General features: G+C 62.4%; 18 protein-coding genes. 7 read left to right on the forward strand and 11 right to left on the reverse strand.

What is annotated here, in order from left to right:
• Positions 1–41: 41 nt before the first annotated feature.
• From pheS to infC, 5 genes are all read right to left on the reverse strand, one after another.
• Positions 42–1,112, reverse strand: a complete 1,071-nt coding sequence (pheS, locus tag ACVZUB_RS16035; protein ID WP_003944109.1) for a phenylalanine--tRNA ligase subunit alpha — start codon at positions 1,110–1,112, stop codon at positions 42–44.
• Between the two features lie 170 nt (positions 1,113–1,282).
• On the reverse strand, positions 1,283–2,113 hold the full coding sequence (locus ACVZUB_RS16040) for a TrmH family RNA methyltransferase (protein WP_007736261.1): 831 nt from the start codon (positions 2,111–2,113) through the stop codon (positions 1,283–1,285).
• 23 nt (positions 2,114–2,136) lie between these two features.
• Positions 2,137–2,526 carry a 50S ribosomal protein L20 gene (rplT, locus tag ACVZUB_RS16045; RefSeq protein ID WP_003944011.1) on the reverse strand — a complete coding sequence of 130 codons (390 nt, stop codon included), beginning with the start codon at positions 2,524–2,526 and terminating at the stop codon, positions 2,137–2,139.
• A gap of 63 nt (positions 2,527–2,589) precedes the next feature.
• Positions 2,590–2,784: a 50S ribosomal protein L35 gene (gene rpmI / locus ACVZUB_RS16050; protein ID WP_003944043.1), complete on the reverse strand. Its 195-nt coding sequence runs from the start codon at positions 2,782–2,784 to the stop codon at positions 2,590–2,592.
• A 43-nt stretch (positions 2,785–2,827) separates the two neighbouring features.
• On the reverse strand, positions 2,828–3,520 hold the full coding sequence (infC, locus tag ACVZUB_RS16055; protein WP_003944008.1) for a translation initiation factor IF-3: 693 nt from the start codon (positions 3,518–3,520) through the stop codon (positions 2,828–2,830).
• Between the two features lie 369 nt (positions 3,521–3,889).
• On the opposite strand from infC, the gene ACVZUB_RS16060 reads away from it, so the two are divergent.
• Both ACVZUB_RS16060 and ACVZUB_RS16065 read left to right on the forward strand, forming a co-directional pair.
• Positions 3,890–4,258: a DUF1844 domain-containing protein gene (locus tag ACVZUB_RS16060; protein ID WP_007736262.1), complete on the forward strand. Its 369-nt coding sequence runs from the start codon at positions 3,890–3,892 to the stop codon at positions 4,256–4,258.
• A gap of 1 nt (position 4,259) precedes the next feature.
• Positions 4,260–4,676 carry a DUF1801 domain-containing protein gene (locus ACVZUB_RS16065; RefSeq protein ID WP_003944044.1) on the forward strand — a complete coding sequence of 139 codons (417 nt, stop codon included), beginning with the start codon at positions 4,260–4,262 and terminating at the stop codon, positions 4,674–4,676.
• Between the two features lie 5 nt (positions 4,677–4,681).
• Here the strand turns inward: ACVZUB_RS16065 and ACVZUB_RS16070 are convergent, their stop codons facing one another.
• Entirely contained in the window at positions 4,682–5,392 is a 711-nt protein-coding gene (locus ACVZUB_RS16070) for a helix-turn-helix transcriptional regulator (protein WP_047270467.1), read from the reverse strand.
• Positions 5,393–5,472: 80 nt separating this feature from the next.
• On the opposite strand from ACVZUB_RS16070, the gene ACVZUB_RS16075 reads away from it, so the two are divergent.
• Positions 5,473–6,180, forward strand: coding sequence for an alpha/beta fold hydrolase (locus ACVZUB_RS16075; protein ID WP_165639869.1), 708 nt, complete (start codon positions 5,473–5,475; stop codon positions 6,178–6,180).
• 72 nt (positions 6,181–6,252) lie between these two features.
• Here the strand turns inward: ACVZUB_RS16075 and uvrA are convergent, their stop codons facing one another.
• Positions 6,253–9,213: an excinuclease ABC subunit UvrA gene (uvrA, locus tag ACVZUB_RS16080; protein ID WP_024487477.1), complete on the reverse strand. Its 2,961-nt coding sequence runs from the start codon at positions 9,211–9,213 to the stop codon at positions 6,253–6,255.
• Positions 9,214–9,387: 174 nt separating this feature from the next.
• Here uvrA and ACVZUB_RS16085 point away from each other — a divergent pair, with 174 nt between their 5' ends.
• Positions 9,388–10,074: an MBL fold metallo-hydrolase gene (locus ACVZUB_RS16085; RefSeq protein WP_054187410.1), complete on the forward strand. Its 687-nt coding sequence runs from the start codon at positions 9,388–9,390 to the stop codon at positions 10,072–10,074.
• Positions 10,075–10,102: 28 nt separating this feature from the next.
• On the opposite strand, the gene ACVZUB_RS16090 is transcribed toward ACVZUB_RS16085, so the two are convergent.
• Complete coding sequence (locus ACVZUB_RS16090) at positions 10,103–10,669, reverse strand: DUF2716 domain-containing protein (protein ID WP_225320039.1); 567 nt, start codon at positions 10,667–10,669, stop codon at positions 10,103–10,105.
• 245 nt (positions 10,670–10,914) lie between these two features.
• Here ACVZUB_RS16090 and ACVZUB_RS16095 point away from each other — a divergent pair, with 245 nt between their 5' ends.
• The 3 genes from ACVZUB_RS16095 (at position 10,915) to ACVZUB_RS16105 (ending at position 14,806) form a co-directional block, all read left to right on the forward strand.
• Positions 10,915–11,847, forward strand: a complete 933-nt coding sequence (locus tag ACVZUB_RS16095) for a DoxX family protein (protein WP_482627515.1) — start codon at positions 10,915–10,917, stop codon at positions 11,845–11,847.
• Positions 11,848–11,978: 131 nt separating this feature from the next.
• Positions 11,979–14,261, forward strand: a complete 2,283-nt coding sequence (locus tag ACVZUB_RS16100) for a HelD family protein (RefSeq protein ID WP_482627516.1) — start codon at positions 11,979–11,981, stop codon at positions 14,259–14,261.
• An 83-nt stretch (positions 14,262–14,344) separates the two neighbouring features.
• Complete coding sequence (locus ACVZUB_RS16105) at positions 14,345–14,806, forward strand: DUF732 domain-containing protein (protein WP_007728747.1); 462 nt, start codon at positions 14,345–14,347, stop codon at positions 14,804–14,806.
• Between the two features lies 1 nt (position 14,807).
• Here the strand turns inward: ACVZUB_RS16105 and ACVZUB_RS16110 are convergent, their stop codons facing one another.
• The 3 genes from ACVZUB_RS16110 to uvrB all read right to left on the reverse strand — a co-directional run bounded on the left by ACVZUB_RS16110 (position 14,808) and on the right by uvrB (position 18,532).
• On the reverse strand, positions 14,808–15,260 hold the full coding sequence (locus ACVZUB_RS16110) for a universal stress protein (RefSeq protein WP_003944055.1): 453 nt from the start codon (positions 15,258–15,260) through the stop codon (positions 14,808–14,810).
• 188 nt (positions 15,261–15,448) lie between these two features.
• Entirely contained in the window at positions 15,449–16,324 is an 876-nt protein-coding gene (locus ACVZUB_RS16115) for an SCO6745 family protein (RefSeq protein ID WP_003944062.1), read from the reverse strand.
• Between the two features lie 45 nt (positions 16,325–16,369).
• Positions 16,370–18,532 carry an excinuclease ABC subunit UvrB gene (uvrB, locus tag ACVZUB_RS16120; RefSeq protein ID WP_007728743.1) on the reverse strand — a complete coding sequence of 721 codons (2,163 nt, stop codon included), beginning with the start codon at positions 18,530–18,532 and terminating at the stop codon, positions 16,370–16,372.
• Positions 18,533–18,548: the final 16 nt, after the last annotated feature.

Below are 18,548 nucleotides of genomic sequence, written 5' to 3' on the forward strand. Positions count from 1 at the left end.
TTGTCGATAAGTCTTTGTGAAGGTTCCGCGGACCGGATCGGTCAGCCTGCGACACCGAAGGGCAGCGTGAAACGCACGTCACCTTCGACGATGTCGCGCATGTCCGGGATACCGTTGCGGAACTGCAGGGTCCGCTCGAGGCCCATGCCGAATGCGAAACCCGAGTACTCGTCGGGATCGATACCGCTGGCGCGCAGAACGTTCGGGTTGACCATGCCGCAGCCGCCCCACTCGACCCAGCCTGCGCCGCCCTTCTTGTTCGCGAACCAGACGTCGACCTCGGCCGACGGTTCCGTGAACGGGAAGTAGTTGGGGCGCATACGGGTACGCGTCTCGGGGCCGAAAAGGGCACGAGCGAACGCGTCGAGAGTTCCGCGCAGATTGGCCATGGTCAGGCCCTTGTCGACGGCCAGGCCCTCGACCTGCGAGAAGACAGGCGTGTGCGTCGCATCGAGTTCGTCGGTGCGGAACGTGCGGCCCGGGCACACCACGTAGATCGGCACCTCACGCGAGAGCATCGTGCGGACCTGCACCGGCGAGGTGTGGGTACGCAGCACCTGGCGAGAGTTCTCGGGCGCCAGGTGGAAGGTGTCCTGCATCGTGCGCGCAGGGTGATCCGGCAAGAAGTTGAGCGCGTCGAAGTTGAAGTGCTCGGTCTCCACCTCCGGACCCTCGGCAACTTCCCAACCCATCGCGACGAATACGTCGGCGACCTGCTCGGAAATCAGGCTGATCGGGTGACGCGCCCCGACGGGGTGACGATCGGAAGGCAGAGTGACGTCGATTGCCTCGGCAACCAACACCGCGGCGTCACGCTCGGCGAGGAGGACCTCACGACGAGCGTCGTACGCGTTGTTGATCCGAGTGCGGAAGATGTTGACGCGCTTACCGGCGTCCGCCTTTTCCTTGCCCGGAAGGCTGCCGAGACCCCGGCGCGCGAGGGCGATCGGGGACTTGTCCCCCAGGTGCTCCACCTTGACGTGCGCCAGCGCGTCCAGGTCAGCGGCGTCCGCCAGCGCCTTCTCGGCGTTCTCAGCCGCAGCGGTCAACGCCTCTTCGGTGAGTACACTCGCGTCGACCTCCGGCGGTGTCGCGCCCTCATTTTTGGCCACGGCTGTGACGCTCCTGTCGCTTCTCGGTTTACTTCTCGTACTGCGTGCTTCTTGTACTGCTTACTTCTTGTACTGCGAGCGAGCATTCGAACTCGCTCGAGCATTGTCTCTGCTCTTGTATTGTCTCAGGCTTCCGCAAATGGGATTCCGTGAGGTCTTCGCGTGCGTTTTCAGCCGTGATCGGTGGCGCGATTTTGCACCCGCGCGCTTGCGTACAGGCAAATTGCCGCCGCTGTCGCGAGGTTCAAGCTTTCGGCGCGGCCATGGATCGGAATCCTGACCCGATGATCAGCCTGCGCGGCGATCGCCGGATCGAGACCGTGCGCTTCGTTACCGAACAGCCAGGCCGTCGGCTTGCTCAGCAACTCGTCGGCCTCGTCGAGATCGACCTCGCCGTCAGCTGCAGTCGCGAGAATCTGAATGCCGGCTGCGCGAATCTGCTCGATCACCGACACTGTGTCTCGATCGCGGACGACTGGCAGGTGAAACAGGCTGCCCGCCGACGAACGAACGACCTTGCCGTTATGCGGATCGACGCTGTCGCCGGCGAGGATTGCCGCGTCGGCACCCACTGCGTCTGCGATGCGAATGACGGTGCCCGCGTTACCTGGTTCGTTGACCTCGACCGGCACTGCGAGCAGGCGGGTCTCCTGATGGACGGCTGCGCTCAGCGGTACATCCAGTAGATCGCTGACGGCAACGAGTCCGGGCGGCGTGACGGTATCACTGAGAGCTTTGATGGCTCGATCGGTCACAAGAGCAACACGAACTCCAGCGGTCAGCGCCCGATCGATGACGTGCTGATAGCGCTCGGCTGCGTCCTCGGTGTAGAAGAGGTCGTGCACCGGGCGGGCCTCGCCATTCGAGAGTGCACCGTTCAACAGTTCGGTGACCGAGTTCTCGCCCTCGACGAGGAAACGTCCTGCTTTGCGTCGTTCTGCTGTGCGCAGGAGCTTGACAGCAGAAACGACCCGCGGAGTCCGCTCGGTGAGCGGGTCCACGGGCCGTTGCTGTGATGCGTGAATCAGGCTGCTTCTCCGGCAGGAGCGTTCACGTCAGCCGGCAGAGCGGCCTTCGCGAGTGCGACCAGGCCGGCAAAGGCCTCGGCATCGGAGACAGCGAGCTCGGCCAGGATCTTGCGGTCGACGTCGACCTCTGCCAGACGCAGGCCCTGGATGAGGCGGTTGTACGTGATGTCGTTTGCACGAGCTGCAGCGTTGATACGCGTGATCCACAGCTTGCGGAACTCGCCCTTGCGCGCACGACGGTCGCGGTACGCGTAGGTGAGCGAGTGGAGCTGCTGCTCCTTGGCCTTGGTGTACAGACGCGAACGCTGTCCACGGTAGCCGCTGGATGCAGCAAGAATTGAACGACGCTTCTTCTGGGCGTTGACCGCCCTCTTTACGCGTGCCACTTGAAAAATCCTGTCAATCTAGGGGCTGAAAGTACGGCCCCGGGTGGTCAGTAAGGGGGCGACTCAGATGCCGAGCATGCGCTTGATGCGCGGAGCGTCGTCAGGGCTGACAACAGCGACACCGTCGAGACGACGGGTAACCCTGCTGGACTTGTGCTCGAGAAGGTGGCGACGGCCGGCCTTCTGGCGCATGAGCTTTCCGCTGCCGGACACCTTGAATCGCTTCGAGGCGCCGCTGTGGCTCTTCATCTTGGGCATGGAGTCCTCAGTTCTTGTTACGTGGTGGATCTTGGGAAATCGACTAGCTGGCCGGAGCCTCGGGAGCGGCATCGCCGGTCGCCGGTGCTTCCGGAGCTGCTTCACTGGAAGCCGGTGCGGCCGGAGCCGGACGCGGAGCAGCCTGAGCCACTGGCGCCTGAGCGCTCTCCTGCGCCTTGACACGAGTCTTGGCGCCCTTGTGCGGTGCCAGGACCATCGTCATGTTTCGGCCGTCCTGCTTTGCCGAGGTTTCGACGAATCCGAGATCTGCGACGTCTGCTCCCAGACGCTGCAGAAGGCGGTAGCCGAGTTCGGGGCGTGACTGCTCACGTCCGCGGAACATGATCGTGACCTTGACCTTGGAACCGGCTTCGAGGAAGCGAACGACGTTGCGCTTCTTGGTCTCGTAGTCGTGGTCGTCGATCTTGGGTCGGAGCTTCTGCTCCTTGATGACCGTCAGCTGCTGGTTCTTACGTGACTCACGTGCCTTCTGTGCAGCCTCGTACTTGAACTTGCCGTAGTCCATGATCTTGCAGACCGGTGGACGGGCGTCAGGAGCTACCTCGACCAGGTCGAGGTCGGCCTCAAGGGCCAAGCGGAGTGCATCTTCAACACGCACGATGCCTACCTGTTCGCCGCCAGGTCCGACCAAACGAACCTCGGGAACGCGGATACGATCGTTGATGCGGGTCTCAGTGCTGATGGGGCCTCCTAGGTTGAACGGTGCGGTCTTCATGACCGCACGCAGCCCGTACCGCCCGCACCCCAACAAAAAAGCCCCGCTGTGATGATTGCTCATCCGCGGGGCCCGATGTCGACCGATCACATAAGATCCAGCTCACGCCGAAACCTATCTCCTCGACTGAGCGAGGAACCTGACGAAGAATGATCTCCGATAACAGGTGACCGGAACCACTGAACTGCAGTTTCACCTGCCGCGCAGAGGTGGGAGTCGGACTCCACTTGCTGCCCCCGAACAAGTCGGAGGCGGTCGTTGCAACAAGAGTAACAGGTCGCCACAGATGAAAGAAATCGGTGCCGCTCCCAGTACTGCCGGGAGAGGCCCGATTCAACACCGTCACGGCCTGATGGAATCCTTACATCCATGAGTGAGAACTTCGAGGCAGAACAGAACACCGACGGCGCGAACCCCGACGTCCGCGAACTCTCCGAAGTTCCCGCGGTCGAGGTCATCAGCCGTGCTGCAGTGATGCTGATGAGTTCGGCTGCCGAAAAACTCGGCCTCTCCGACGCCGATCCGTCTTCCAGCCCCTACCTGGACCTCGACGAAGCGCGTCGCGTCATCACGGCACTTGCCGGACTCGTGACTGCGTCGGTCGAATACCTCGGCCCTCATGCCGGACCCATCCGTGAAGGCCTCCAAGCCCTGCAGCGCGCATTCCGTGAGGCCTCCTCGCACCCGGACGAGCCAGGAAAGGGACCGGGCGAGAAGTTCACCGGTCCGGTCTACTGAGTTGGCAACCGCCAACAAGACTCAACCGACGCCCGAGGACGTCGACGCATTCATTTCACGCGTCGACGACCGCAAACGCGCCGACGCCGTGGAGCTGATCTCCCTGCTGTCGGCCGCAACCGGCGAGCCTGCTGTCATGTGGGGCTCGAGCATCATCGGATTCGGGGCACGGCACTACCGATATGCGAGTGGCCACGAAGGTGACACCCCACTGATCGGGTTCTCCCCCAGGGCCACCGCGCTCACGTTGTACTTGTCGCTGAACTTCGACGACTATACCGACACGCTCGCTCGCCTCGGCAAGCACAAAATCGGCAAGGGCTGCCTGTACGTCAAACGGCTGAGCGACGTCGATATGACGGCCCTGACCGAACTGATCACGGATTCCGTTGCCGCAGCCCGCAACATGATCGACTGAGTCACTCACCTACGGGGAGAAACAGGCCGAGCGTCTTCGGGCGGTTGCCCGAAGACGGTCGAATCGCGTGGTGTGAAGTGATCGTTCGTCAGCGTGGCCCGACGCATTCGATCGAGTCGAAACCACCGCACCGCGTCGCGCTGGCGACACCAGCCGATGAGAAACCACTGCCCACGGTCCTGCGCCAGAATGTGCGGCTCAACTGCCCGCACCGTCTCCGCACCGTCCCCATCCACGTAGTGCAACGACACGACGCGACTCTGCTCGAGACCCTGCTCGACGGCCTGCCGGTTCGCGCGCGAATCCGTCAGAGCCCCGCCGTCACCGCGAATCCACACGCGGCCACCGAGCTCCGCGACCTTGCGACGACTCTCCTCGTCCATCACATCGAGCAGTTTCGCCAGCGCTGCTCGCCCATCCGGCGCAAACGGAGCATCACCCATCGCCGTCAAGGCCAACGCGATCGAAACTGCTTGCGGAACAGTGAAATTCACCGGCGGTAGCGTAGCGCGACCCACGAGTCGGTAACCACCCCCGGGGCCTGAGCGCGCTTCGATCGCCGCACCCGACATCATCAGCGTCTCGATATCCCTCTTGATCGTCCGGGTGGTGACACCGAATTCCTCGGACAATCGGGAGCACGTAGTCCCTCGATCGCCCTGTCGCCGAAGTTCCTCGACGAGAGCATGCAATCTCGCAGCTCGATTCACGTTCACCAGTGTCTCAGATTCCGATACCAAACGGTGACATAATTGGTGACACTCTGTTGTCACCAACCCGGGTGCACTGTGAGTACATGAAAACTCACATCGTTCTTGTTCCCGGATTCTGGCTCGGTTTATGGGCTTGGGATGCAGTACTCCCACACCTCGAACATTCCGACACCCGCGTGACCAGCCTGACACTGCCCGGGCTCGACGCAGTGGACACAGATCGATCAGCGGTCACCTTCGACGCTCACGTCCGTGCAGTCGTCGACGCCGTATCGGACTCCGACGAGCGCACGGTCTTGGTCGTACACAGCGGCGCCGGCCCGGTGGGGTACGCCGTCACCGATCGCATCCCGGATCGCGTCGCTCGGATCGTCTACGTCGACTCGGGCCCCATGCCCGACGGCGCAGCGCTGCGACCGGATCTGGCCGCTGACGTCGTCGAGATACCGCTGCCGACGTGGGCAGAACTTGAAGCAGACGGCAGCAGCCTCGAAGGACTCGACGAAAAGGCTCTCGAGGCGTTTCGCGCCAACGCCGTCCCCGAACCGGCCGGGCCGGCGCGTGAGCCGATTGTCCTGACGAACGAAAAGCGCTACCAGGTGCCGTCAACCGTCGTTTGCAGCACGTTCCCGTCCGCGGTGATTGCCCAGATGGCCGACGGAGGTCATCCGATGGCCGCCGAACTGGCGAAACTCCCCGTGACGTACGTCGACCTCCCGACCGGCCATTGGCCGATGTGGTCGCGCCCCGAAGACGTCGCCCAGGTGATCCTCGAGGCCGCCGCTTCCTGATCGACAAAGCAGTGATGCCGGATCGGATTCCGACCCGGCATCACTGACCGACTTCTACTTGCTCACCTTCTACTAGCTCACGGAAGCAGCTTTCTTCCGTGGCGCCGCCTTCTTTGCGGCAACTGCCTTCGTCGCACGCTTCTTGGTGATCGGCTTGGCCTTGACCGGCGCGTGCTGTGCGGTGAGAACCTCACTGAGGAACTTGCCCGTGTAGCTCTCGGGGACCGCGGCAACGTCCTCCGGGGTACCTTGCGCCACAACGGTTCCGCCGCCGGATCCACCTTCGGGCCCCATGTCGACGACCCAGTCCGACGTCTTGATCACGTCGAGGTTGTGCTCGATCACGATCACGCTGTTGCCCTTGTCCACCAGACCGTTGATCACGATCAGGAGCTTGCGGATGTCCTCGAAATGCAGACCCGTGGTGGGCTCGTCGAGGATGTACACCGTGCGACCGGTGGACCGCTTCTGCAATTCGGCGGCGAGCTTGACGCGCTGCGCTTCACCACCGGACAGAGTCGGAGCCGGCTGACCCAGTCGGACATAGCCCAGGCCGACGTCGACCAGCGTCTTGAGGTACCGGTGAATTGAGGTGACCGGCTGGAAGAACTCGGCTGCTTCCTCGATAGGCATGTCGAGTACCTCGGCGATCGACTTGCCCTTGTAGTGGACCTCGAGCGTTTCGCGGTTGTACCGGGCGCCGTGGCATACCTCGCAGGGCACGTACACGTCCGGCAGGAAATTCATCTCGATCTTCAGCGTTCCGTCGCCGGAGCACGCCTCGCAGCGTCCGCCCTTGACGTTGAACGAGAATCGGCCGGGCTGGTAACCGCGGACTTTCGCTTCCGTGGTGGCCGCGAACAGGGTTCGGATCTTGTCGAACACGCCGGTGTACGTCGCCGCGTTCGATCGTGGAGTCCGGCCGATCGGAGACTGATCGACCTGCACGAGCTTGTCCAGCTGATCGAGACCGTTGATTCGTGTGTGACGCCCAGGTACCTGGCGTGCACCGTTGAGCTTGTTCGCCATGACGGTCGCGAGAATGTCGTTGACCAACGTCGACTTGCCCGAACCGGAGACACCGGTGACAGCGGTGAGAACACCCAGCGGGAAACTCACGTCGATGCCGTCGAGATTGTGCTCGCGAGCTCCGACGACCGTGACCTGGCGTTTGCGGTCCACCGGTCGACGAATGGCCGGAACCTCGATGAAGCTACGACCTGACAGGTAGGCGCCGGTCAGAGATTCTTCACACGTCAGCAGTTCTTCGTATGGCCCGCTGTGGACGACCTTGCCGCCGTGCTCGCCGGCGTACGGTCCGATGTCGACTACCCAGTCGGACGTGCGGATCGTGTCTTCGTCGTGCTCGACGACGATCAGCGTGTTGCCGAGGTCGCGCAAGCGCGTCAGGGTTTCGATCAGTCGTCGATTGTCACGCTGATGCAGGCCGATGGACGGCTCGTCGAGTACATACAGCACGCCGACGAGTCCGGAACCGATCTGCGTTGCCAAGCGGATTCGCTGGGCCTCGCCACCGGACAACGTGCCAGCGGCACGCGAGAGGGAAAGGTATTCCAAGCCGACGTCGAGCAGGAACCCGAGTCGTGCCTGAACTTCCTTGAGGACCTGACCCGCAATCGCCTCTTCGCGCGAGCCGAGAGTGAGGCTGTTCAAGAAGTCCGCGCAATCGGAGATCGACAGTTCACAGACCTCGGCGATGGACTTACTGCCGAAGTCCCCAGCCGCGATAGTTACCGACAGGATTTCCGGGCGCAGGCGAGCACCACCACACGCCGGGCACGGGGTGTCGCGCATGTACCCGTCGTACCGTTCCTTCATCTGATCCGATTCGGTCTGCTCGAGCCGGCGATGCAGGAACGGCATCACACCTTCGAACTCCGCGTAGTAAGAACGGGTACGGCCGTACCGGTTCTTGTACCGGACGTGAACCTGCTCCTCGCTGCCTTCGAGGATTGCTTTACGGGCCTTCGCCGGCAACTTGTTCCACGGCGTCTTCATGTCGAATCCGAGAATGTCGCCGAGGCCGGACAGCAAACGTCCGAAGTACTCCGAACTCTGGCCCATCGACCACGGCGCGATTGCTCCGTCTTCGAGACTCAGGTCGGGATCGGGAACCACCAGATCCGGGTCGACCTCCTTGCGGATACCGAGGCCGGTGCATTCCGGGCAGGCGCCGTAGGGCGAGTTGAAGGAGAACGAGCGCGGTTCGAGATCGTCGATCGCGAGTGCGTGGCCATTCGGGCAGGCCAACTTCTCGGAGAAACGACGCTCACGATCAGGTGCATTTTCTTCACGGTCGACGAAGTCGAGGACCACGATGCCTTCAGCCAAGCGAAGTGCGGTCTCGACCGAGTCGGTCAGGCGCTGCTTCGAACTCGCCTTGACCTGCAATCGGTCGACCACTACTTCGATGTCGTGCTTTTCCTGCTTCTTGAGCTTCGGCGGATCGGCCAGCGAATGGACGACACCGTCGACGCGCACTCGCGAGTAGCCCTGGGTGTTGAGCTGATCGAAGAGATCGACGAACTCGCCCTTACGAGTACGGACCACTGGTGCGAGGACCTGGAACTTGATGCCCTCCTCCATCTCGAGCACCTGGTCGACGATCTGCTGGGGCGTCTGACGTGCGATCTTCTCACCACACACCGGGCAGTGCGCCGAACCCGCGCGGGCATAGAGAAGTCGGAGGTAGTCGTAGACCTCGGTAATGGTGCCCACCGTCGAACGGGGGTTGCGGTTGGTCGACTTCTGGTCGATCGACACCGCAGGAGACAATCCCTCGATGAAGTCCACATCCGGCTTGTCCATCTGACCGAGGAACTGACGCGCGTATGCCGAGAGCGACTCGACGTAGCGGCGCTGACCTTCGGCGAAGATCGTGTCGAACGCGAGGCTGGACTTGCCGGAGCCGGACAACCCGGTGAAGACGATCAGGCTGTCTCGCGGGAGGTCGAGATCGACTCCTCGCAGATTGTGCTCACGCGCACCCCGCACGATCAGGCGATCCGCCACACCAATTCCCTTCATTGTCAATCGTCCGGGGCCGTCCCCCCGGAGAAGTCTCGAGTGGCCTCGCAAACGCGAGTCCTCGAGCGATCGTCATCGTAGGCCGAGCCACCGACACGTTTTTCTCACCAGGCGAGCCCATCGCTCTACCTGCCCCTATTCGAAGGTAGCCTGCGTTTCATGACGAATCAGCCCATCGTGATCGACGACTCCTACACCGGTCAGGTCTCCCCCGATTCTGCCCCTCAGCGGCGCACAGTCGAAGGCGCCGTCATCACGAAGATGTCGGTCGGCCCCATGGACAACAACACTTACCTCGTCGCCTGTTCCACGACCGGGAAATCTCTCCTGATCGATGCGGCCAACGAAGCCGAGAAGATCATCGCGCTCATCGAACAGGAAGCACCTGTTTTCGATTCCATCGTCACCACCCACCAGCACGGCGATCACTGGTTGGCCCTCGAAGACGTTCACGCCGCAACCAAGGTGCCGACCGCCGCGCACCCCCTCGACGCAGAGGTCCTTCCCGTCACCCCGGACGTACTCCTCGAAGACGGCGACAAGGTGACCGTTGGCAACTTGAGCCTCGACGTCATTCACCTGTCCGGCCACACGCCCGGCTCCATCGCGCTGGCTCTCACCGAACCGAGCGGACAGGTTCACCTCTTCACCGGCGACTCACTCTTCCCCGGCGGAGTAGGCAAGACCGCCGACCCCGAGAAGTTCACTTCTCTACTCGACGACGTGGAAAACAAGCTGTTCGGAAGGTACGACGACGCGACCGTCGTCTACCCCGGGCATGGCAAGGACACGACGCTCGGCGCCGAGCGCCCGCACCTGGCGGAGTGGCGCGAACGCGGTTGGTGACGTTTCACCTGTTCCATACTGGACCCCGCTAACCGACTTGGCTGTCGACCTGTTCACCGTTGACTCGAAGTCGCGGAAGCCAGGTCGACAGAGTCCGGCCCAGTCCTTCGACCATCCGTTCCCCGAACACACACAGCGTGCGTTCCCACGGATGGCCGAAGGTCCCTTCCGTGAAGTCGTCCCGACTGAATATGTAGTAGTCACCGTTCGGATAGACCGGGACACGCCACTCCGCAAGCTCCTTCGCAGCAGCATGTGCCTCCGCGTCGAAGGTGTAGCCCGGATGCTGCCAATCCAGAACAACGAAGTTGGGATCGTCGTTCCAATCGGTGACAAAACAGCGCAACGCTTCGGCGTTGATCGCATCCACGCGAGCGGCCCACGCCCCGGGAGTCGCAGCTGGCGCCGCACCCAAATCGAAGACCACGGACGGGATGGGCTCGGCGATGGCGGGCCAAGATCGTGCGTCGATGCCGGGCGTGAACCCAAAGCGGTCACGAAAGACCGCCCAGTTTCTCTCGTTCTCCTCGTCCGACAGCTGTCCCCAGCCGGTGGGAAGGGTCGAGCCGAAATTCTGAGTCATCTTGGTGGTCACAACACCATCGTGCTCGAACGGTGAGCATACTGTGACACCTTCGAACACGCCGTATGCGGACACGCGGTAACGGATGCTTCAGAACGGTGTGTCCGGATCAGTGGAGAAGTCATCGTCGCAGTACAGCGCGCTTCGGCGACCAGGAATCCGGCGACCGGGCCAGGCGTGCCGGGATCGCCGAACCGGACCAATTCCTTGTGAGATCGCTAGGGTGGAAAACGAACCTACATCGGGAGGCTTGAAACATGCTGGTACGTCGAATTGCTCGTCCACTGCTTTCCACGATCTTCATCGCCGGGGGAATCGATGCTTTGCGCAACCCTGCTCAGCGAGCAGCCAAAGCGTCACCGCTGATCGACAAATCCGTCGAGACGCTGCCAGGAGCAGTGACGCAGAAGGTGCCTGCTGATCCGGAAACACTCGTCAAGATCAACGCCGCCGTCCAGATCGGCGGCGGTGCCCTGCTGGCCACCGGCAAGGCGCCGCGGCTCGCGTCGTTGGTGCTCGCGGGGAGCCTGGTACCGACCACGCTTGCCGGTCACGACTTCTGGAACGAAACCGATCCGTCACTGCGAACGATGCAGCGCACCAACTTCATCAAGAACGTCAGCTTGCTCGGCGGACTGATGATCGCCTCCGTCGACACCGAGGGCAAGCCGTCGCTCGGCTGGCGCGGCCGTCGCGCCGCGAAGAAAGCCCAGGCGTCTATCGCCGCGGCACTTCCATTGGTCGCATCGCAGACCGATCACACGAGCGATCGCGTCGAGCATGCTCTGTCGGTGGCATCCGAACGCGGTTCCGAGCTTGCCGAAACCGCGAAGGCACACGGCACGGATTGGCTCGAACTTGCGAAGGAGCGCAGCTCCGAGTTCGCGGAGATCGCGAGCAAGCGAGCCGCGGAATTCGGAGAGGTCGCCAAGGAACGCGGCCCGGACATCCTCGAAGTCGCGCAGAAGCGCGGCTCCGAACTGGCCGAGACCGCACGCGAGCGCAGCGCCGAACTGGCAGAGCTGGCGAGCAAGCGCAGCTCCGAGTTCGCCGAACTCGCGCTCGAAAAGAGCAACGAGTGGGCCGAAACGGCGTCGGAGCAGACCGAGGTGCTGGGTAAGCGTGCCCGAAAGCGCGCCGAGAAGGCGCTCGAAAAGGCTCGCGCCAAGAAGGACGAATTGACGCACTGAGTGCACCGAAAACACGGTCAGGCCACCTTCGGGTGGCCTGACCTGTATCTATGCGGCAGTTCATCTGGGGGAACTAGACTGTCTTGGCGCTTTTGCAGCGCGTGAATTTCTCATCAAGCCTAGGAGATCCTTTGCCCGACGCGGACCCGTCACTGAACGAGCAAGAGCTCGAGCAGCAGTACGTGACGATGTTGTACTCCCGTCTCGACGATCTTCGAAAGTATGCCCAAACTCGCTTGAGCACGGTGCTCCTCGAGACCGGCGGAACCCCGCAAGCACGCAGTGAACGCGAATCCTTCAACGCCATGTACACCGAGGATCTCGCCAAGTACGACGCAGCCGAGAACGGAATGTGTTTCGGACGCATCGACTTCGACGACGAGCGACGCTACGTCGGCCGACTCGGAATTCTGGACACCGACAACGACTACGAAACGCTACTGCTCGACTGGCGAGCTCCGATGGCACGCCCGTTCTATCTGGCGACGCCCGCGGCACCTGAGGGCGTGAAGCGGCGACGCCATATTCGCAGTCGGAGCCGCACCGTCACCGGCATCAACGACGAATATCTGGACCTCGACGCAGCCCGCGCCGCGGGCGTGGTGACCGAAGCCGGCGGCGTCGCCGGTGAGAGCGCTCTCCTGGACGCTCTGAACGCAGCGCGTACGGGTCAGATGAACGACATCGTCGAGACCATTCAGAGTGAGCAAGATGCCATCATCCGCTCCGACCACAAAAGCGTTCTGGTGGTCCAGGGCGGTCCGGGTACCGGCAAAACCGCAGTCGCCCTTCACCGTGCCGCCTTCTTGCTCTACACCTACCGCCAGCAACTGGCCAAGGCCGGTGTTCTCATCATCGGGCCGAACGCGACGTTTCTCGACTACATCAGCCAGGTCCTTCCTTCACTCGGTGAGACCGGAGTTCTACTCTCGACGATCGGGGACCTGTACCCCGGAGTGCGTGCGACTCGTACGGATTCCCTCGCCGCCGGTGAGATCAAGGGTTCCCTCGCGATCCTCGACGTGCTCAAGAACGCCGTCCGGGATCGGCAGGAAGTTCCGTCGAAGCCGATTACCCTTCGATTCGACACGTACGACTTGAAGCTGGATCGAAAGACTGTCACGAAGGCGCGCGGGCGTGCTCGGTCGTCGCGTCGCCCACACAACCTGGCGCGCCCGATCTTCGTGGCAGCAGTCATCGAGGCGTTGGCACTGCAGATGGCCGAACTCATCGGCGGAAACCTCGTCGACGGTGGGTCACTCCTCAGTCGGGACGACATCGCCGACATTCGCGACGAGATGCGTGAGGACCCTGACATCATGTCCGCCATCGGAAAGCTGTGGCCCGAATTGTCGCCGCAGCAAATCCTCGCGGAACTGTGGACGTCGCCGGCGAGGTTGGCCAAGGCAGCGCCGCAACTCGACGACGCCCAACGCGACGAGCTTCTGCAGAGCGTCGGACCGGGTTTCAGTGCGGCCGATGCTCCCCTGCTCGACGAACTGGCCGAGATTCTCGGCGTCGACGACGCCGCCGAACGCGAACGCGCACAACGTGAATGGCGCGCGCAGATCGCCGACGCCCAGGGCGCCCTCGACATCCTCACCGGGTCTGCACCACAGGATCTCGAAGACGAGATGGATCCCGAGATCTTGATGGCGTACGACTTGATCGACGCCAGCCAACTCGCCCAACGCCACGATCAGGGCCAGCGCCAGACCACGGCAGAACGCGCTGCCGGCGACCGAACCTGGACCTACGGTCACGTGATCGTCGACGAAGCCCAAGAGCTCTCCGAAATGGCGTGGCGAATGCTGATGCGGCGCATACCGAATCGCTGGATGACGTTGGTCGGCGATACAGCTCAGACCGGTGATCCCGCGGGAACTTCGTCCTGGCAGAAGATTCTCGAGCCTTACGTCGCCAAGCGCTGGAAGCTCACCGAACTGACCGTCAACTACCGAACTCCCTCGGAGATCATGGATGTCGCGCACCGTGTGCTCGAAGAGATCGACCCGGAGCAATCCGTGCCCCGGTCGGTACGCGACAGCGGATTCGCGCCGTGGGCGCTCAAGACCACGGCCGAAGAATTGGAATCGACCGTGCGCCGTTGCATCGAGTCCGAGTCGCATCCCGGTATCACCGCAGTGATCGCCGGTTCCGAGGTCGTTGCCGATCTGGCGGGCATTGCGAGTGACACCGTAAGCGTCCTGTCCGTCAAGGACGTCAAGGGACTCGAGTTCGACACAGTGTTGATCGTCGAACCTGCCGACATTCTCGACGAGTCACCACGCGGAATGAACGACCTCTACGTCGCATTGACCCGCGCTACCCAGAGGCTCGGCATCATTCACGTCGAGTCGCTCCCCTCGGTTCTCGACGGCGTCGAAGCAGCAGAGTTGGCCTTCGATTCGTGAGCATCACGGAGTAGGTTCGTGCGTGACACCACGAATGGTGGTGTCACTCCAATTTGTGTCGACGACTGAAGGAATGACCCCTCGTGCTTGGCCTGCCCGCAAGTTCCGCCGCACCCATCCGCAAGATCGCTCGCGTGGTGATCGGCGTCGGGATGCTTGCGGCGGTGACAGCCGGTTGCTCAGAGGATGATTCGAGTTCGACGGCTGCTGCCGGCAGCGACGACATCGCTGCTGTTGCTGCCGCACCGACAGAAAAACCGGTAGACGAGGCAGATCGGCTGCGGGCGGCGCTTGCGTCTACCGGGGTCACGCCCGCCTTTTCCGACGACATGTTGCAGGCGCTCGGTGACGGCGTCTGCCAGCAGCTCGCGGCCGGAACGGATCGAGCGATGATCATCGCGAATCTGCGGGCGGTATCGCTGAACGGAGCAAGCGAACCAATGGTCACCTCCGGAAACGGCTCGGCCGCATCGACAACACCCCCCAGCGCCGATCAGCTGGCTGAAGTGTTCGTCGATGCGGCCGAGGCCGACTACTGCCGGTAGTTCAGCGAACGGTGTGCACGATCAGGACATCGGACGTCGCCTTGCGAGCGGCATCGGAAGGCACCGATCCGAGTAGACGCCCGGTCAACGTGTTCAATCCGCGATTTCCGACGACCAGCAAGTCGCCCTTCACCTCGTCGAGCAAAGCGAGAAGCGATTCGACGGGAGCGCCGACGACGGCGCGCTCGACAACATCCTTGGCCCCCTGGGCATGTGCGCGCTCACGAGCGGTGCGAAGGATCTCGTAGGTCGGAGCGGAACCGGTGACCTGGTAGGCCTCGTTACCCAACGCATCAGCGGCAGCGCTCACGTCCTTGGGATCAGCCGGGTAGTACGCACACGCGATGACGAGCTGAGCGTCCGAGCCACTGGCAATGGCGGCAGCTCTGTCGACTGCCTTCAGTGACGACTCGGAGCCATCGGTTCCTACGACAACGGTCCGGTAGGCACTCATTCATTCCTCCATGGTTACGGGACGGACGGTACGGCCGGCACCGGGCGCAACGCTGTTGCGCCCGCTCGACAACCGCTGCGCTGACATTAGCGGGATTGTGCCGCGGATAGTGTTATTTGCAGTACACGCCACAAGCCCACAATGAATGTGATTCTTCGTCACAGACACATTTGTTCGGTGGTGACCACTCAGCGAAGTTTGCCGAAGCGGGGCCCGAACAGCGCCGCCGGAAATACTTCCTGCTCGACCAGGGCGGTACGCCACGGCGTCGCCAATTCCAGCAATCGCTTGGCACCCTCCTCACCAAGCGCATCCCACGGAGCCAAAGCGAGGTCGTCCGTCAGGTCTTCGACGACGTCACGCAAGTCCTGCCCGTCCTCGGTCAGCGCGCCGGACGAACGATCGAGCAGTTCGCGATCCTTCAAACTCTCGACGGCCTCGTCCCACTGATCCTGCGACCATCCGCGGCGAGTCTGTGCGAATTTGCGCTGAAACCCGATTCCCGTCGCGGTGTGCGTGATCAACGCGTCCAGGCCGTTCAATCCCGCGGTCTGAAGGGCCGCAATGTGGCCGTCACCGCGATACTCACGCAGCAGTGTCAGCGCGTGCCAGAAACGCACGTGCGGCTCGGCCGGCCAGTCGAGCGACGCCCAACCCGCGTACAGGGGGCGGCCGTCCACTCCAGGAATGTTCTGGGCAGCAATCGACACGAGTTCGGCGGCCTCGGCCATGTCCGCCGAACCTGTCACGTCTGCACCGAGCAGGCGGACGTACGCCGCGTCGATTGCCCGATACCGCGCGGCGACAACCTCTGTGGGCCTTGCCAATTCCCAGGCACGTGGGATGACACTGGCGATCAATTCAGGATTGAAGTTGAAGAAGGTGGCCGTGACGACAGTCGCGGGTGGAGCGCCGAGCGGAGCTGATCGCCCGGCAAAGTACACCATTCGGCCAGGCTCCAACCCGACGCCGACAAGTTCCTTCTCCGTCTCCGGGACGAAGTAAGCCAAGGAATGGAGAAGTTCGAGAGTCCGCGCGGTCTTGCCTGCAGTCTGTGCATCCATACCTGAAACCGTAGCGGTCGAAAGCACGAACGCACGCGAGGCGACCTACTTGAGACCCGCGGCGTCCATTCCTCGAAGCTCCTTCTTCAAATCCGAGATTTCGTCTCGCAATCGCCCAGCCAACTCGAACTGAAGGTCACGTGCAGCGTTCATCATCTGATCGGTGAGTTCCTTGACCAGATCGGCCAATTCGGCCCGAGGCATCGATTTGGTGTCGCGCCCCTCGTACACACCCGCACTGACCGCACGACCGGCCTCACCCTGCGCACGCCGACCACGCGTCGCATTGCGACCCGAACCACCGACGTCCACGGACGCCGCAGTGTCCTCTGCCTCCTCGTACACCTGATCGAGAATGTCCGCGATCTTCTTGCGTAGAGGTTGTGGGTCGACGCCCATCTTCTCGTTGTAGGCGACCTGCTTCTCGCGTCGTCGCTCGGTTTCCTCGATGGCCTGCGCCATGGAAGCGGTGATCTTGTCCGCATACATGTGCACTTGACCGGATACATTTCGAGCCGCTCGGCCGATCGTCTGAATGAGGCTGGTGGAGCTACGTAGGAAACCTTCTTTGTCGGCATCGAGAATCGCGACCAGCGACACCTCGGGAAGGTCGAGTCCCTCACGCAGGAGGTTGATGCCGACCAGCACGTCGTACTCCCCCAGGCGGAGCTGACGGAGCAACTCGACTCGCCGGAGCGTATCGATATCCGAGTGCAGGTAGCGGACGCGAATACCGAGTTCGAGCAGGTAATCGGTCAGATCTTCCGACATCTTCTTGGTCAACGTCGTGACCAGCACACGCTCGTCACGTTCCGCTCGCTCGCGGATTTCGTGAACGAGATCGTCGATCTGTCCCTTGGTGGGTTTGACGATGACCTCGGGATCGATCAATCCGGTCGGGCGGATCACCTGCTCGACGAACTCACCGCCGGACTGACCCAACTCGTACTTACCTGGTGTCGCCGACAAGTAGACGGTCTGACCGATCCGCTGACTGAATTCTTCCCAAGTCAGAGGGCGGTTATCTGTTGCCGACGGTAGCCGGAATCCGAACTCGACCAGGTTTCGCTTGCGCGACATATCGCCCTCGTACATGGCGCCGATCTGAGGAACCGTCACGTGCGACTCGTCGATGACCAGAAGGAAATCTTCCGGGAAGTAGTCGATCAAGGTTGCGGGGGCAGTTCCAGGGCCACGGCCGTCGATGTGGCGCGAGTAGTTCTCGATGCCGGAGCAGAATCCGACCTGTTTGATCATCTCGAGGTCGTACTGCGTACGCATGCGCAGACGCTGAGCCTCGAGGAGCTTGCCCTTGCCTTCGAGCTCGGCGAGTCGCTCTTCGAGTTCCGCCTCGATGTCCTTGGCGGCACGCTCCATGCGTTCAGGGCCGGCGACGTAGTGCGTCGCCGGGAAGATACGAACCGTGTCGACCTGGCGAACGATGTCACCAGTCAGTGGATGGAGGTAGTACAGTGCCTCGATCTCGTCACCGAAGAATTCGATGCGGACCGCCAGCTCTTCGTACGACGGAATGATCTCGACCGTGTCGCCGCGCACGCGGAACGAACCTCGCGTGAACGCCATGTCGTTGCGGTTGTACTGAACGTCGACGAGCAGACGCAGGAACGCATCCCGCGGCACCTCCACACCGACGTCCAGCTGAATCGAGCGATCGAGGTACGACTGCGGTGTACCGAGGCCGTAGATGCACGACACCGATGCCACCACGACCACGTCCCGTCGTGACAGAAGGCTGGACGTCGCCGAGTGGCGCAGCCGCTCGACATCGTCGTTGACGGACGAGTCCTTCTCGATGTAGGTGTCCGTCTGGGCGATGTACGCCTCGGGTTGGTAGTAGTCGTAGTACGAGACGAAGTACTCGACCGCGTTGTTGGGTAGCATTTCCCGAAGCTCGTTCGCGAGCTGAGCCGCCAAAGTCTTGTTCGGAGCCATCACCAGAGCCGGGCGCTGCAGCTTCTCGATCAACCACGCAGTCGTGGCCGACTTGCCGGTACCGGTCGCACCGAGGAGGACTACGTCCTTCTCCCCCTCGTTGATCCGTTTCTCCAGCTCGGCGATAGCTGCCGGCTGATCGCCTGCCGGTTCGTACGGGCTGACGACCTCGAAGCGCGCGTCTGAGCGCTCGATGTCACCAACCGGCCGAAACTCGGAATGCGCGACCACGGGATGTTCGGAAGCAAACGCCATGAAACCAGGGTAAGCG

The organism is Rhodococcus sp. OS5 (assembly GCF_056837585.1).